Genomic DNA, 14,517 nt, shown 5'->3' with positions numbered 1-14,517 from the left:
CTACAAGAATTCTGTGCCATTTATAAAATGTACTTCTCGGCACATTCTTTTGCTTACAAAATTCATATTTACTTACATTACTTTTTTTATATTCTTCTACTAGCTCTTTCCATTTTTCATTACTTATTCTTTTTTTCTTTTTTTCTAATAGCATCATTAGCCTCTATTTTTTTAGGCTTTTGTTCTACCACTTATTTTTATTCTTGCCTAGATGCCCTTATTTTAGCGCTTACTTTATCTATTACTTTTTTTATTTCTTCGTTAACCATTTTTTTAAATTGTGGATTTAATTGTCTTTCTGAAGAAATTTGAATTTTTGCACTAATAGTATCCAATAATAAATCTTTATTTTGAGTATTTTTGATTGTTCTCATCCTTAAGGTTGATCTTATCATAGAGAGTGAATAACTAATAGTTGTTATTGCAGCTACAGTTCCACCAATTGCAATGCCTAGTGGAGAATATAAACATGTTATTACACCAAAGACTGTTAATATAGTACCAACACCAGGTGAAGTTAATATGTCTAAAAATTTATTTGGTTTACTTTTTATTGCAGTTTTGTCCAAATCTTTGACTTTTGATTCGTCTTTTCTTTTTACTAACAATTTAGCAAAATTAAAAGTGGATAAAGTAAGCCTTGTTTCACCTACGTCGGTAAGAAACTTTGTGACTATTGAAATAATATTCATTAAAACCTCACTACAAGTTTAACACTGTTAATTATATTGTAATTTTTCTTTGTAATCAAAAATTAAATGTATCAGTATGTAATTAAATTTCATTGTATTGATTAATTAATGTTATATGACTTCTTGATATTTATAGGTAGATTTCAGCCTTTTCACAATGGACATAAATATATAATAGAAAAAGGTCTTGAAATTTCTAATAATTTAATTGTCTTTTGTGGATCTGCAAATAAATCAAGAACATTAAAAAATCCTTTTACTTTTTTAGAGAGAAAAAAATTTATTATAGGCAGTTTTTCCAATAAAATTAATAATAGATTGTATATAGAGCCTTTAGATGATTTTGATGATGATCAATGTTGGGTAGAGCATATTAATCAAATAGTAAAGAGGATTGTGCATAATAAGAGAGTGGTTTTGATTGGTCATACAAAGGATGATTCTTCGTATTATTTAAAATTGTTTCATAATATGCAATATATTGAAATACAAAAAATTTATGACATTGATGCAGTTAATATTAGAAATATTATTTTTAATATTAAAGATATAAAAAAAATAAGAAAAGAAATAAAAAATCTTGTTTCAAAAGAAGTATTAAAATTTATTATTGATTTTTTAGACACAGAACATTATTTAGAATTAAAAAATAAATATATGCATTCTTTTAATGTATAATCTAATATTAAATACAGATTCATATAAAACTTCACATTATTTGCAATATCCAAAAGCTACTGAATATTTATCATGTTATATTGAGTCTAGAGGAGGAAAATTTAAAAATACCTTGTTTTTTGGATTACAAATGTTTTTAAAAAAATATCTTTGTAAACCAATTACTCAAGAAAATATAGATGAAGCAGAAGAAATAATAAAAATTCATGGTGTGCCATTTAATAAAAGTGGTTGGGAATATATATTAGATAAGTATGCTGGGCACTTACCAATATATATAGAATCTGTTCCCGAAGGAACAAAAGTGCCAAACAACAATGTACTTTTGCAAATTACTAATACTGATCCTAAGTGTTTTTGGTTGCCAACATACTTAGAAACTGCTTTGCTTAGGGCAATTTGGTATCCTACTACTGTTGCAACTTTATCCTATGAATGTAAAAAGCTTATAAAAAGTTATTTATTACAAACATCTGATAATTTAAAGAGGTTGGAATATATGCTTGCTGATTTTGGTGCAAGAGGAGTTAGTTCTTATGAATCTTCTGAAATTGGTGGTGCGTCTCACTTAGTTAATTTTTATTCAACTAGTACTATTTCTGCCTTACGATGTATAAAACAATATTATGATGCTGATTTAGATAATTATATTACTATTCCAGCTGCTGAGCATTCAACTATTATTTCGTGGGGAAAAGATAAAGAGGTGAATTCTTATCAGAATATGATTAGTGAATTTGAAAATTATTCTAGATATGCAGTTGTAAGTGATTCATATGATTACTGGAATACTATTGATAAAATTTGGGGAGGTAAACTTAAAAATAACATAGAGAATTCAAGTAATACTTTAATCATAAGATCAGACAGTGGTGATCCAGTAGAAGTTGTTATAAAAACTTTAGAAATATTAATGCAAAAATTTGGATTTGAGGTAAATAAAAAAGGATATAAAGTTCTTCCGAAATTTATACATGTTTTGCACGGAGATAGAGTTTCAATTGAAAAAATTGAAGAAATTCTTAAAGTCTTAAAAGGTAAAAAAATTAGTGGAGAAAATATTTCTTTTGGCATGGGGGCTTCTTTATTGCAAAAAGTAAATAGGGATAATCAACAATTTGCAATGAAATTATCAGCAATAAAAAGGAAAAATTGTGATTGGCAAGGTGTTTGTAAATCTCCAATCACAGAACCTAAAAAACATTCCAAATGTGGTAGGTTATCGCTAATTAAAATAAATAATGAATATCATACTATACATGACAAACTTAATGTTAAAGAAAAAAATCATTTAATACCAGTGTTTAAAAATGGTGAAATTTTAAATGAAATAACTTTTTCTCAAATTCAACGTAATATAATTTAACACTTTTAGTAAAAGTAAATAATTTGCTATATTCAGCAATATAAAAATTTAAGCTTTATATAAATTTCTAATTTTTTATCTGTAGTTTAGGTGATTTTTAATGAGTTGCAAAGCTTCTATTAATCTTTATATAAGTGATACTAAAACTTGATTTTATAGTTTTAGCTTATTAAATATTCATTAATTGCTTCGCAATATCAGTAGCAGCATAGGTAATTATAGCATTAGCACCTGCTCTTTTAAATGAAATCAGGCTTTCGATTAAAGCTTTAGTGTAATTAAATATTTGTTTCTCACTTGCTATTTTTAACATAGAATATTCTCCGCTAACTTGATACCCAATAATAGGTATATTAAATTTATCACTAGCTCTAGCTATAATGTCTAGATAAGGCATTCCTGGTTTAATAATAATAGCATCGGCCCCTTCAGATATATCTAATCCAATTTCATGTATTGATTCTTTTGAATTTCTAAAATTCATTTGATATGTTTCTTTGGAAGTGTTTTTTAAAAAATTTTTTGATCCAATTGCTTCTCTAAAAGGTCCGTAAAAATTTGAAGCATACTTAGCTGCATAAGAAAAAATTTTAGTATTATAAAAGCAGTTTTCTTCAAGTGTATCCCTGATTTTTGCAATTCTTCCGTCCATCATATCTGAAGGGGCAACTGAATCACATCCAGCTTCTGCAAGTGTAAGTGATTGTTTGCATAATATTTTTACTGTTTCATCATTAAGAATATTTCCATTTTGATCAGTGATTCCATCATGGCCATTTAAAGTATAAGGATCGAGTGCTACATCTGCAATTATTCCAATATCAAGTTTATGTTTTTTTAATTCTTTAATGGCTTTGCAGATTAGATTATTAGAATTATAGGATTCTTTGGCATCAACACTTTTTTTATTTTTAGGAATTTGAGGAAAAATTAAAATGGCTTTTATTCCCAAATCTCTAGCATTTTCAGCTTTTTTTACAAGATTATCTACACTATGCCGATATATACCTGGCAATGTATCAATAGGTTCTGAGATATTATTGCCCTCAGTAATGAAAAATGGCTGTATTAGATCAGATGAAGAAATAGTTGCTTCAGCAAATAAATCCCTACTCCAGTTAGAGCTTCTTAATCTGTGGGATCTTGTTCTTGGATAGCTTAAAGAAAACATAAATTTATGATATATTACAATTATTAAAGTTAGTGTGTTCTATAATATTTTGGAATTTTTACACTTCTTGGGAATAAAGCATATATTTTGCCCTGATTATTCATATAGCATGCTAATTCTTCAGATCTTTTTCCGTGACCAAAAAATACGTCGCCTCTTATAGCTCCTTTTATTGCTCCACCAGTGTCTTGAGCAATAAACAATCTTCTATATTTCCTATCAATGTAATTTCTGGTTTTAGGTAAAGATGTGTCAATCCATATAGGTGTTCCATATGGATATATTGCACTATCTAGCGCAATTGAGCGTTCAGGAGTAAGAGCTATGCCTTGTGCTCCAATCGGTCCATCGCCATTAATTTTTCTGAAGAAAATATATGATTGATTTTGTTCAATTATTTTTTTGCTATCTCTAGGGTTTCTATGGAGCCATTCTATCATGTCTAAGGCAGAATTAATTCCTTTTGCATCATATTTTTTAAAGTAAGGTCCTATTGATGTATAATCAAATCCATTTTGTCCAGCATATCCTAATCTTATTAAATTACCGTTATCTAACTTAACACGTCCAGAACCTTGTATATGCATGAAATATAACCTGGCGTGATTATCAACCCATAAAATCTCTAAATTTTTATTCCTAAGAGAACCCTTATTAATGGAAGAGTGTGAAAGATAATCTCTATTTTGATGAGTCGAGAGATTTTTTGGAGGCATATATACAGGATGCTTACATCTTCTAGTTTTTTTTAAACTTCCGTTTATCTCAATTTCATAATAGCCAGTAAATTTACCTATCTTTTTATTAGTGCTTCCATCAAAGATAACATATGGAATAAACCATCTTTCAAAAAATTTCTTGGCCCCTGTATTCGTTTCTATTTTAGCCCTTTCTAATTTTTTGCATATTAATTTCCAGTTTTTAGCTGATCCTCCAATATTAGTTAATGTGCTTACAGGGTTAGAATTATTTAATTGTAAAATTTTTTGACAGGAATTAGAAAAAGTTTTTAGACTGATTAGATGTTTATCATATTTCCACCCAACTAATTTGCTATATTCAGTCTTAAAAAATTTAACTTTTCTAACTTTATATTTCCGTTTTTTTGTACCCGAACATGAGCTTAAAGCTATAATAAAAATTAATAATATTAAATTTTTAAGTATCTGGTGAGTCATTTAGAGGTAGTTTCTGTTAATAACCAAAGATTTCCTGATTTAATTTTTTTGCTAAAGTTCCAGATATCGAAAATTTGTAAAATATTATTTGGACTGCCTGATATGATGTTTTTATTGTTATCAGTTACTTGTATAATTTGCTCACTGTGAATTTCTACTTTAATATTTATTGTATTATTTTTAATGTTTGCATCAATAATTTTTACGTCTTTAATACCAATTAATGTAACGTCATAATTAATTTTCTTCTCTTTCCTTTTTGCTATTTCATTAGTAAATTTTTCATATAGTTTTTTTTCTAAAAGTTTCTTTAAAGTTTCAGTTTCATCATTATTCAAAGCTGTAAGAATCATTTTAAAAGCTTTTTTAGCACCATTAAGAAATTTATTAATGCTAAACTCATTTTCTTCTATGATAATTTTTTCAAATACGTTCTTTATTTTTGGATTAAGATTAGCTTCTTTAAGAGATATTATTTCAAATTCAACATTTTTTACTTGTTTTACACATTTTTTAATTGTATCAACTACTGGTTCAATGTGAGTGAATTTTTTTAAATTTTCATCTTCTTTTCCAAGAACCTGAAAAAGTTTATAAATAATAAAAGCTGTAAGTGCTGCTAAAAAAATTAGTTCCATAAATATCCTTAAATTTAAATTACATTTTTATTTTTACTTTACTTAAATATATATTATCTTTGTATTCTTCAAGTAAATTTGATATAAATCATTAAATAAAAAAAATATATCTAATTATATGTCAAAAAAATCAGATGTTAATGGTAGTGTACTAGTTAATGCTCAATATATCAAAGATTTATCTTTTGAAAATCCAAAAGCTCCATATAGTTTATTGGGAAGTGAAAAACCTGAAGTAGATGTGTCAATTGATATTGGTGCACACAATATACAGGAAGAGACTTATGAGGTTGTTTTAGAAATTCAAGTTAAATCAGTGGTTAAAGAAGATGTTCAGTATTTAATAGATTTAAAATATGCTGGGGTTTTTACTTTAGATAAAGGTATGAATAATGAAGAGAGAGAAAAGGTTATATTTATACAGTGTCCAACTATAATTTTTCCTTATGCTAGAAGAGTAATTTCAGATATTTCTAGAGATGGTGGATATTTACCACTATATATTTCTCCTGTTGATTTTATGACATTATATAACAACAACAAAAATAAAAATTCTAATGAACAATTTAATTAGTTATGGATGCTGAAAATATCATCAATATAGCACAAGATAGTGTAATGGTATTGTTAAAATTATCTTTGCCATTACTACTAGTTGCTTTATTTGTTGGTGTGTTAATTTCCTTGATTCAGGCTTTAACTCAAATCCAAGAGCCTACAATTTCATTTGTTCCCAAAATAATTGCCGTTTTTTTTTCAATTTTTTTATCATTAAATTACATGGGAAGTATATTATCAAGCTATATGGAGAACATTGTTTCACATATAATTAACTTACAATAATAAATTATAGTTAATATTATTTTATTTATTCATTTCAAATGTGTTCTGGGGTGGATTATGAATATATATATAATAATGGTTAAACTTAGTAAAATGGTAATTATTGTTGTAAGAGGTATTATAGTGCCATTAAAAAAATAACCAGCTAATGCAATGCTGATTGTTACTAAGATAGTTCTTGTAGATGCGATTATTGATGAGCTTGCACCTTTAATATTGGGATGAAGAGACATTGCATCAGTAAATAAAATTGTTATTAAAATTGCAAAGCTTGCACTGCAAATCATCATACTAAGTGTAATTAAGTGAGGAGTTGTATATATATAAGCGGTGTAATTAAGTGATGTGCAACCAATAATCATTATAGTAAATCCTATTTTTTTTGCTGCGGAAATATTTGTAAATTTGATAATATAATGTGTTAAAAAGCAAAATATACCAAATACAGCCCATACACCTCCTTGATGATATCCATATATACTTTTGCTAACATTTAGATGATTAATATATATAATTGAAGCACCTAAAGTAAAAGTGATTATGCTGCATGCCATAAAGCCAAGTGCAAAAAGATATGCTAACATCAGTTTATCTGAGAGTAAAAATATATAATTTTTACAAATTTGACTTAAGTTAGTCATTAGTTGATTAGAATTATTTTTATTAAATTTACCAGTTTCATTGATAAATATTGATACTAGTAGTATTGATAAACTTGTAAAGATTGTAATCAATAAAAAATTAAACTGCCAACTAATTAACAAGCCTAAATATCCACCAACTACTGGTGCGATTGCTTTACCAAAAGTCAATATTCCATTCTTCAAGCCAATAAAAGTTCTAGCTTTTTCTTTGTTGCAAACATCAAAAATTATTGCAATACACATAACCATTGGAGCAGAAGTGCCTATACCGTGTAAAAATCGAAAAAATATCAAATAATATATGTTGGAAGTCAGCATACTACAAAAGCAACCAAACACTAAAAAAAGTAATCCTACTAATAAAGTTTTTTTTCTACCTGAATAATCTGAAATAGAACCTAAAAAAAGGCTACCTATAGCAACACCTAAGGAATAACTACTACTCATTAAATGAAATATCCTAGAGTTAGTGTTAAAAAATTTAATCATATCAGGGAAAGTAGGAGATATGAGATCATTTTGTGTATGAGCAATGACAAAGCAAATGGTGATAATAAAAAAAAATAAGTTCATTAAAAATATTACAATTTATGTTGCTTGTACTTTAAAAAAGAAAAAAGTAAAGTAAAAATATAGAAGATAATATAAATTTTTCAATTTGAGTTGGGTTGTATATGTGCTATAAGATAATAAAATTTATATTTATTATTATATGCTAGATTCTATCAAAGAGTTCATTCCAAGTATTCATAAAGAAGGCTATTTTTTTATAAGTGTTTTTGCAATTATTACCTTAATACTTTTTATGTGGTCTCAACAGTTAGGTTGGATAGGTTTTATATTAACTTTATGGTGTATTTTCTTTTTTAGGGATCCTAACAAGGTTATTCCAAATCAAAACAATGTTTTAGTTAGTCCAGCCGATGGTATTATACAAAAAATTGAAAAAGCAAAAATGCCTAAAGAGATTGCAAGTAATGATAAAGAGATTAATAAAATTAGTATATTTTTAAATGTATTTGATGTCCACGTTAATAGAATACCTATATCTGCTAAAGTAAAAAAACTTAGTTATCATCATGGTAAATTCTTCAATGCTTCACTTGATAAAGCTAGTGAGCATAATGAAAGACAGTCTATTCTTTTAGAATTAAATGATAAACAAGAAGTTGGTGTTATTCAAATTGCTGGCCTTATTGCGCGTAGGATAGTTTGTGATTTAAAAGAAGATCAAAAAGTATCAACAGGTGAAAGACTTGGTATAATTAGATTTGGAAGTAGGGTGGATGTTTATTTGCCTAATCATTTTGAGATAAAAGTATTAGAAGGCCAAAGAATGATAGGAGGTGAGTCTGTTATTGCTGAACTAAGAGAGAGTAAAAAGTCTAAGTCTGTATCTTCTAAATCAACTTCTACAAAATCTATAGCTATATCTACTGATAAAAAAAATATAAATAAATCTACTAAGTCCAATGCATCAAAGGTAAAAGTTAGTAAAAATAAAGTAAATACTAAAGTTAGTGATAAAAAATAATTGTAATCAATGACATTTACTTCAAAAAAAATAAACATACCATTATCCAAGCTTATACCTTCCATGATTACAATTATGGCGTTATGTTTAGGTATTACATCTATTAGGTATTCTTTGGACGGAAAATTTAATATAGCTGTTGCTCTGATAATTATAGCTGCTTTTCTTGATGGGATTGATGGTAGAGTTGCTAGATTATTAAATTCTACAAGTGAATTTGGAGCACAACTAGATTCATTAGCAGATTTATGTAGTTTTGGAGTTGCACCTGCTATTGCTGTTTATTTATGGTCTCTAAAGGAAATACCATATAAAGGTGTTGGTTGGGGTATTGTTTTAGTTTATATTGCTTGTTCAGCACTAAGGCTTGCTAGGTTTAATACTCAAATTTTTGATCATGAAAGTAAAAATAAAGAGGTTAAGAATAATTTTTTTATTGGTGTTCCTATGCCATTTGCAGCTGGTTTATTATTAATACCATTAATGTGTTCTTTTGAGATATTTAAGAGTAATTTATTAATAAATTCATATTGGTTCATAGCTTTTTACATGATTTTTATTGGCTTGTTAATGATAAGTAAGATTCCAATATATTCAGGAAAAAAAATAAGTGTTCCTAAGGAAAGAGTTAACTTATTTTTAATACTTTCTGGAATTGTTTTTACAGGTATTATATTTGAACCATGGTTCTTACTGCCAATTATAGGTTTATTGTATATAATTCTCATTCCTATAGGTAGTATTTATTATTATTGTAAAATAATCAAAAACAAAGATATTAGAACCACAAAAATTTCAGTTATTTTAGTGATAGCTTTTGTATTAATGACTCAAAGCAATGTAAAAGCATCTGAATATAACCATTCAGATTCAATACACTGTTTAAATGCAATTAAAATTTTTGAAAAAAAGTATAATATACCTAAGAATTTTTTATATCTAATTTCATTGGTTGAATCTGGTAGATATAATAATATTTCTAAAACTGCTCAACCATGGCCATGGTCAGTTAATATAAATGGTAGGTCAGAATACTTTAAAAGTAAGACAGAGTTAGTTAGTGCTTTAAAAAAATATGTAGCAAGTGGTAAAGAAAACTTTGATATTGGGTGTAACCAAATAAATTATAAATTTCATAAGCATAATTTTTCAAGCATTGAGAAAATGGCTTCTCCATATTATAATGTTGGATATTCTGCGTATTATTTAGCGAGTAACTACTTGAAAACAAATAATTGGCAAGAAGCTGTTGCAATGTATCATTCAAAAAATCCTTATCATGGTAGTAAATACATTAAAAAGATTAAACAAACAGCTAAAACCAGTGGAAGTTTATTAATGGCTTTAAATACTAGTAAAAAGAGTGTAATTAATAAATCATTTAATTTAAATTCGAAAGTAATATCTAATTCAAATACAAATTCTAGATTAATTTCTAAAAAATCAATAGGTATTATGGTCTATAATAATTCTAATAAATATGATGATATTATAAAAATTCCTAAGGAGTTAGGATGAATATTTTATCGAACTAGCTAAGTAGATTTATTATAAGATTTAATCTTGTAATAGCTTAAATTTATGTAGGTTATTATTAATATGTTATCTAATATATTTAATCTTGTTTATATTATATGAATTTAACTTTATCAGAAGCAAAAAATAGAGTTGAGAAACTTAGGAAAGAAATTAAAAAGCATGATGAGTTATACTATATAAAAAGTTTGCCTAAGATTTCAGACAAAGAATATGATGATCTTAGGTTAGAGTTGAATAGGCTTGAAGAGCTTTATCCAAATCTAAGGGATGTAGATAGTATTACTCAAAAAGTTGGTGCGAGAGTTGCAAAAGGGTTTAAAAAAGTAATACATTCATACCCTATGCTTTCGCTTGCTAATGCGTTCAGTAGTGAAGATATATCTGATTTTTTGTCTAGGGTATATAAATATTTAAATCAAGAATTAAACAATACAATATATTTTCATTGTGAACCAAAAATTGACGGTGTGTCTTTTTCTGCTCATTATAAAAATGGTGAAATGGTTTCTGGGGCTACAAGAGGCGATGGTAAAATAGGAGAAGAAATAACTGATAACTTGAAGGTAATAGAAAATTTTCCTATTAATGTTGATTTTGATCAAGAATTTGAGGTAAGGGGAGAGGTGTATATGAAAAAAAGCGATTTTTTATTGCTTAATGAAGAAAATCAAAAAAGTAATAAAGCAGTTTTTGCAAATCCTAGAAATGCTGCTTCAGGTTCATTGCGCCAACTTGATTATAAAGTTACCAGTCAAAGAAAGTTAAGTTATTTTGTATGGGGAGGTAAAATTGGTAGTGCAAAAACACAAAAAGAGGTTATGGATAAGTTTAAATCTTTAGGATTTAATGTAAATGAGAACATAATTTTGCTTAACAACACAAAAGGTATTATAGATTATTATGAAAGTATGTATCTTAAGAGAGCTGAATTAGATTATGATATTGATGGTTTGGTATATAAAATCAATGAATTAGATTTTCAGGAAAGAATTGGTAACATAAGTAGGTCTCCTAGGTGGGCAATAGCTCATAAATTTCCTGCAGATTATGCAGAAACATTAGTGGCAGATATTTTTGTGCAAGTTGGTAGAACTGGCTCAATAACTCCTGTGGCAAAATTAAAACCTGTTAATATTGGTGGGGTTTTAGTAACAAAAGCTTCCTTACATAATGAAGAAGAGATAATTAGAAAAGATATTAAGATAGGAGATATTGTTAAAATTAAAAGAGCAGGTGAAGTTATTCCTCAAATTGTAGAAGTAAAATTTAGCGAAAGAAATTCCTCTTTTGTTAGGGATTTTGTTTTTCCTAAAAAGTGTCCAATATGTGATAGTGCAATTGAAAAATTTGGTGATGATGTAGTTAAGCGATGCACTGGAGGTATAAAATGTGAGGCGCAATTTGTTGAAAGATTATGCCATTTTGTATCAAAAGGAGCTTTTAATATTGAGGGACTATCAAAACAATCAATAATATTATTTTCTCAAAGAGGATTAATAAAATCACCTGCAGATATTTTTAGATTAAAAGATATTAATGAAAAATTAGAAAGCCAAATAGAAGATTGGGAAGGCTGGGGCAATCAATCAGCTCAGAACTTATTTAATTCAATTGATAAGTCTAAAATAATACCTTTTAACAGATTTATTTATGCACTTGGCATTAGACATTTTGGTGAAGTGACTGCAGAGTTAATAGCCAATTATTTTGAAGGTATTGATAATTTATTGATCTTTGCGTCAAATATAAAAAAGTTGGAAGTTTTAGAAGAGATAAATGGAATAGGTGAAGTTATTGCAAAAAGTTTTATTGAGTATTTTAATGATCAATATAATATTGCAGTTATAAAAGATATTTTAAAATATATTAAAATTCAAAAAGTAAACTATATAAAGCCTAAAGAGGAAGGAAAGTTTGCTGGAAAGAATTTGATTTTTACTGGTACATTAAAGAAATATTCTAGAGATGAAGCTATTGACATTGTAAAGAAGATGGGAGCTAAGATTGCTGCAACTATATCTAAGAAAGTGGATTATGTAGTTTATGGTGAAAATCCTGGATCAAAATTAAATAAAGCTAATAAAATGAATATAAGTACTATATCTGAAGTAGAATTTTTAAAAATTATTGGAGATAATGATTAAAAAAAAAATTAATGATGATTTGAGTATAGAGCAAAATATAAAAATTTGTTCTGATATCACTCAATCAAAAATATCAGAATTATTAGATTATAACAAAGAAAATATTATTGTTGATGCAATGCGGTATATGCTGCTGAGTAATGGCAAGATGATTAGGCCTTTTCTAGTATTTGCTACTAATTCAATTTTTTCTAAAAATATACCTAATTATATTGTTGATTTAGCTGCCGCTATAGAGATGATTCATACTTATACTTTAATTCATGATGATTTACCTGCAATGGATAATGATGATTTTAGAAGAGGTCAGTTATCGTGTCATAAGAAATTTCAAGAATCTACAGCAATTTTAACAGGTGATTCATTGCTAACTTTTGCTTTTGAGTTGATTTCAAATTTAGATAATAACTTAAATCCTAAGTTGCAACTAATTATTATTAATGAATTAAGTAAGTTAATTGGTTATAAGGGGTTGATATTGGGTCAAATATTGGACTTGAATATGAAAAAAGATACTTATGATGAAATAAGTTTAGAAAGATTGCGTAAATTGAAAACAGCAAACTTGTTTATTGCTTCTTGTAAGTGCAGTGCTATTTTAAATAATGCAAATGAGAAAGAGATTGAAATATTGTGTTCTTTTGCGGAAAAATTAGGTTTGGCATATCAAATTAAAGATGATATTGATGATAATGAAAAATTTAAGGGTAATAATTCGTTAATAGATATTATAAATGAAGCATTGAAATGTTTAGATTTTTTTGATACTAAAGCATTATTGCTTAGAAATTTCACAGAATATTTATTTATGTCATATATTAAATAACTTATGGTCGATAAAAAAGATAAAAAACTTAAGAATAGCGATATAAAATCTAGAGATAAAAAGTCTTCTAGAAGAGATTTTTTTGTTATGAGTGCAAGTGCTGTTGCAGGTGTTGGAGCTGTTGCTGCTGCCATTCCAATCGTTACTTCGCTTAAACCTGATAAAGGTGTTTTAGCTGCAGGTAGTACGGAAGTTGATATTTCAAATATTAAAAAAGGTGAAACTCATACGGTAATGTGGAGAGGTAAGACTATATTTATTACTCATAGAACAGAAGAAGAAATTAAAGAAGCTGAGGATGTTAATTTAGCAGATTTAAGAGATCCAGAACCTGATAAAGATAGAGTTAAAGCTGGGAAGTCGCAATGGTTGATAACAGTGGGAATTTGCACACACCTTGGTTGTGTTCCTATTGGTAATAAAGGTGAATTTGGGGGGTGGTTCTGTCCATGCCATGGTTCTCATTATGATAGTTCTGGAAGAATTAGAAAAGGCCCTGCTCCTAAAAATTTGGCAATACCACCATATGAATTTATTAGCGATTCTAAGATAATGATAGGTTGAACCTATTAAAATGAAAAAAACAAAATCAATAATTTGTATTGTATCAATTTTTATAATCTTAACTACCTATGTAATAAAAAGTGCTTATGCAGATTGTTTTATATTAGCTGATAGAAAAAAAATTATTACTAATGAAGGGGACTGTAAAACTAGATATACTCCTGCTTCCACTTTTAAAATTGCTATTAGTTTGATGGGTTATAATGAAGGGATACTTATTGATGAAAATAACCCTAAAGTTAAATTTAAGAAAGGATATGTTGATTGGTTAGATAATTGGAAACAGACTTATTACCCAAGTTTATGGATTAAAAATAGTTGTGTTTGGTATTCACAATTTATTACTAAAAAATTAGGTTTTAATAAGTTTCAAAATTATGTTAATAAGCTGAATTATGGTAATGTCAATCTATCTGGTGATAAAGGAAAATCAAATGGGCTTACAAATGCATGGCTTTCAAGTTCTTTAAAAATTTCTCCTATAGAGCAATTAAAATTCTTACAAAAGCTTATATCAAATAACTTGCCAGTTAGTAAACAAGCTCAAGAAATGACAAAAAAAATATTGTATATTGAAAGATTAGGAGATTGGAAACTTTATGGGAAGACAGGTAATGGGCTATTGCGAAGTGATGGTAATAATAAGTTAGATATACAAGTGGGTTGGTTCATAGGTTGGATAGAAAAAATGGTAGATCAA

At 27.3% G+C, this 14,517-nt stretch carries 15 protein-coding genes and 1 pseudogene; 10 read left to right on the top strand and 6 right to left on the bottom strand.

The annotated features are described in order from the left end of the window. Positions 1–154: IS66 family insertion sequence element accessory protein TnpA (tnpA, locus tag EIC27_RS08105; protein WP_410519450.1), on the bottom strand; the 154-nt coding region annotated here is incomplete at its 3' end. A gap of 43 nt (positions 155–197) precedes the next feature. Further along, on the bottom strand, positions 198–692 hold the full coding sequence (locus EIC27_RS02335; protein WP_126044546.1) for a hypothetical protein: 495 nt from the start codon (positions 690–692) through the stop codon (positions 198–200). A gap of 108 nt (positions 693–800) precedes the next feature. Here EIC27_RS02335 and EIC27_RS02330 point away from each other — a divergent pair, with 108 nt between their 5' ends. Beyond that, complete coding sequence (locus EIC27_RS02330) at positions 801–1,370, top strand: adenylyltransferase/cytidyltransferase family protein (protein WP_126044545.1); 570 nt, start codon at positions 801–803, stop codon at positions 1,368–1,370. After that, a complete protein-coding gene (locus EIC27_RS02325) occupies positions 1,363–2,736 on the top strand; it encodes a nicotinate phosphoribosyltransferase (RefSeq protein ID WP_126044544.1) in 1,374 nt (457 codons plus the stop codon). Before EIC27_RS02330 ends, EIC27_RS02325 begins: the two co-directional genes overlap by 8 nt. 169 nt (positions 2,737–2,905) lie before the next feature. On the opposite strand, the gene hemB is transcribed toward EIC27_RS02325, so the two are convergent. From hemB to EIC27_RS02310, 3 genes are read right to left on the bottom strand one after another with little or no spacing between them, the layout of a single operon-like run. Further along, positions 2,906–3,907, bottom strand: a complete 1,002-nt coding sequence (gene hemB, locus EIC27_RS02320; protein ID WP_126044543.1) for a porphobilinogen synthase — start codon at positions 3,905–3,907, stop codon at positions 2,906–2,908. Between the two features lie 29 nt (positions 3,908–3,936). Beyond that, positions 3,937–5,085: a murein transglycosylase A gene (gene mltA, locus EIC27_RS02315; protein ID WP_126044542.1), complete on the bottom strand. Its 1,149-nt coding sequence runs from the start codon at positions 5,083–5,085 to the stop codon at positions 3,937–3,939. After that, positions 5,082–5,723, bottom strand: a complete 642-nt coding sequence (locus EIC27_RS02310; protein WP_126044541.1) for a Tim44/TimA family putative adaptor protein — start codon at positions 5,721–5,723, stop codon at positions 5,082–5,084. The genes mltA and EIC27_RS02310 overlap by 4 nt, the downstream gene beginning before the upstream one ends. Before the next feature lie 118 nt (positions 5,724–5,841). Between EIC27_RS02310 and secB the strand changes: the two genes are divergently transcribed. Continuing rightward, positions 5,842–6,297 (top strand): protein-export chaperone SecB, encoded by a 456-nt coding sequence (secB, locus tag EIC27_RS02305; protein ID WP_126044540.1) that lies wholly within the window; start codon positions 5,842–5,844, stop codon positions 6,295–6,297. A 2-nt stretch (positions 6,298–6,299) separates the two neighbouring features. Continuing rightward, a complete protein-coding gene (gene fliQ, locus EIC27_RS02300; protein ID WP_126044539.1) occupies positions 6,300–6,566 on the top strand; it encodes a flagellar biosynthesis protein FliQ in 267 nt (88 codons plus the stop codon). A 29-nt stretch (positions 6,567–6,595) separates the two neighbouring features. Here fliQ and EIC27_RS02295 read toward each other — a convergent pair whose 3' ends face one another. After that, positions 6,596–7,783 carry an MFS transporter gene (locus EIC27_RS02295; protein ID WP_126044538.1) on the bottom strand — a complete coding sequence of 396 codons (1,188 nt, stop codon included), beginning with the start codon at positions 7,781–7,783 and terminating at the stop codon, positions 6,596–6,598. A 139-nt stretch (positions 7,784–7,922) separates the two neighbouring features. On the opposite strand from EIC27_RS02295, the pseudogene EIC27_RS02290 reads away from it, so the two are divergent. The 6 genes and pseudogenes from EIC27_RS02290 to blaOXA all read left to right on the top strand — a co-directional run. Then, positions 7,923–8,600 (top strand): annotated as a pseudogene (locus tag EIC27_RS02290) (phosphatidylserine decarboxylase); the annotation flags it as partial. A 153-nt stretch (positions 8,601–8,753) separates the two neighbouring features. Beyond that, on the top strand, positions 8,754–10,262 hold the full coding sequence (gene pssA, locus EIC27_RS02285; protein ID WP_126044536.1) for a CDP-diacylglycerol--serine O-phosphatidyltransferase: 1,509 nt from the start codon (positions 8,754–8,756) through the stop codon (positions 10,260–10,262). Between the two features lie 116 nt (positions 10,263–10,378). Next, positions 10,379–12,427 (top strand): NAD-dependent DNA ligase LigA, encoded by a 2,049-nt coding sequence (ligA, locus tag EIC27_RS02280; protein ID WP_126044535.1) that lies wholly within the window; start codon positions 10,379–10,381, stop codon positions 12,425–12,427. Continuing rightward, positions 12,420–13,253, top strand: coding sequence for a polyprenyl synthetase family protein (locus EIC27_RS02275; RefSeq protein ID WP_126044534.1), 834 nt, complete (start codon positions 12,420–12,422; stop codon positions 13,251–13,253). Before ligA ends, EIC27_RS02275 begins: the two co-directional genes overlap by 8 nt. 3 nt (positions 13,254–13,256) lie before the next feature. Then, complete coding sequence (gene petA / locus EIC27_RS02270) at positions 13,257–13,817, top strand: ubiquinol-cytochrome c reductase iron-sulfur subunit (protein WP_126044533.1); 561 nt, start codon at positions 13,257–13,259, stop codon at positions 13,815–13,817. A gap of 10 nt (positions 13,818–13,827) precedes the next feature. Then, on the top strand, positions 13,828–14,517 hold a 690-nt coding region (gene blaOXA / locus EIC27_RS02265), incomplete at its 3' end, for a class D beta-lactamase (RefSeq protein ID WP_126044532.1).

Source organism: Candidatus Aquarickettsia rohweri (genome assembly GCF_003953955.1).
GTDB classification, from domain to species: Bacteria; Pseudomonadota; Alphaproteobacteria; order Rickettsiales; family Midichloriaceae; genus Aquirickettsia; species Aquirickettsia rohweri.
This window is presented reverse-complemented; position numbering and strand designations above follow the sequence as displayed.

Coding starts and splice junctions, on each gene's coding strand:
- EIC27_RS02330 (WP_126044545.1), top strand. CDS start 801: ATGTTATATGACTTCTTGATATTTATAGGTAGATTTCAGCCTTTTCAC.
- hemB (WP_126044543.1), bottom strand. CDS start 3,907: ATGTTTTCTTTAAGCTATCCAAGAACAAGATCCCACAGATTAAGAAGC.
- fliQ (WP_126044539.1), top strand. CDS start 6,300: ATGGATGCTGAAAATATCATCAATATAGCACAAGATAGTGTAATGGTA.
- EIC27_RS02325 (WP_126044544.1), top strand. CDS start 1,363: ATGTATAATCTAATATTAAATACAGATTCATATAAAACTTCACATTAT.
- EIC27_RS02295 (WP_126044538.1), bottom strand. CDS start 7,783: ATGAACTTATTTTTTTTTATTATCACCATTTGCTTTGTCATTGCTCAT.
- secB (WP_126044540.1), top strand. CDS start 5,842: ATGTCAAAAAAATCAGATGTTAATGGTAGTGTACTAGTTAATGCTCAA.
- EIC27_RS02275 (WP_126044534.1), top strand. CDS start 12,420: ATGATTAAAAAAAAAATTAATGATGATTTGAGTATAGAGCAAAATATA.
- ligA (WP_126044535.1), top strand. CDS start 10,379: ATGAATTTAACTTTATCAGAAGCAAAAAATAGAGTTGAGAAACTTAGG.
- petA (WP_126044533.1), top strand. CDS start 13,257: ATGGTCGATAAAAAAGATAAAAAACTTAAGAATAGCGATATAAAATCT.
- pssA (WP_126044536.1), top strand. CDS start 8,754: ATGACATTTACTTCAAAAAAAATAAACATACCATTATCCAAGCTTATA.
- mltA (WP_126044542.1), bottom strand. CDS start 5,085: ATGACTCACCAGATACTTAAAAATTTAATATTATTAATTTTTATTATA.
- EIC27_RS02335 (WP_126044546.1), bottom strand. CDS start 692: ATGAATATTATTTCAATAGTCACAAAGTTTCTTACCGACGTAGGTGAA.
- EIC27_RS02310 (WP_126044541.1), bottom strand. CDS start 5,723: ATGGAACTAATTTTTTTAGCAGCACTTACAGCTTTTATTATTTATAAA.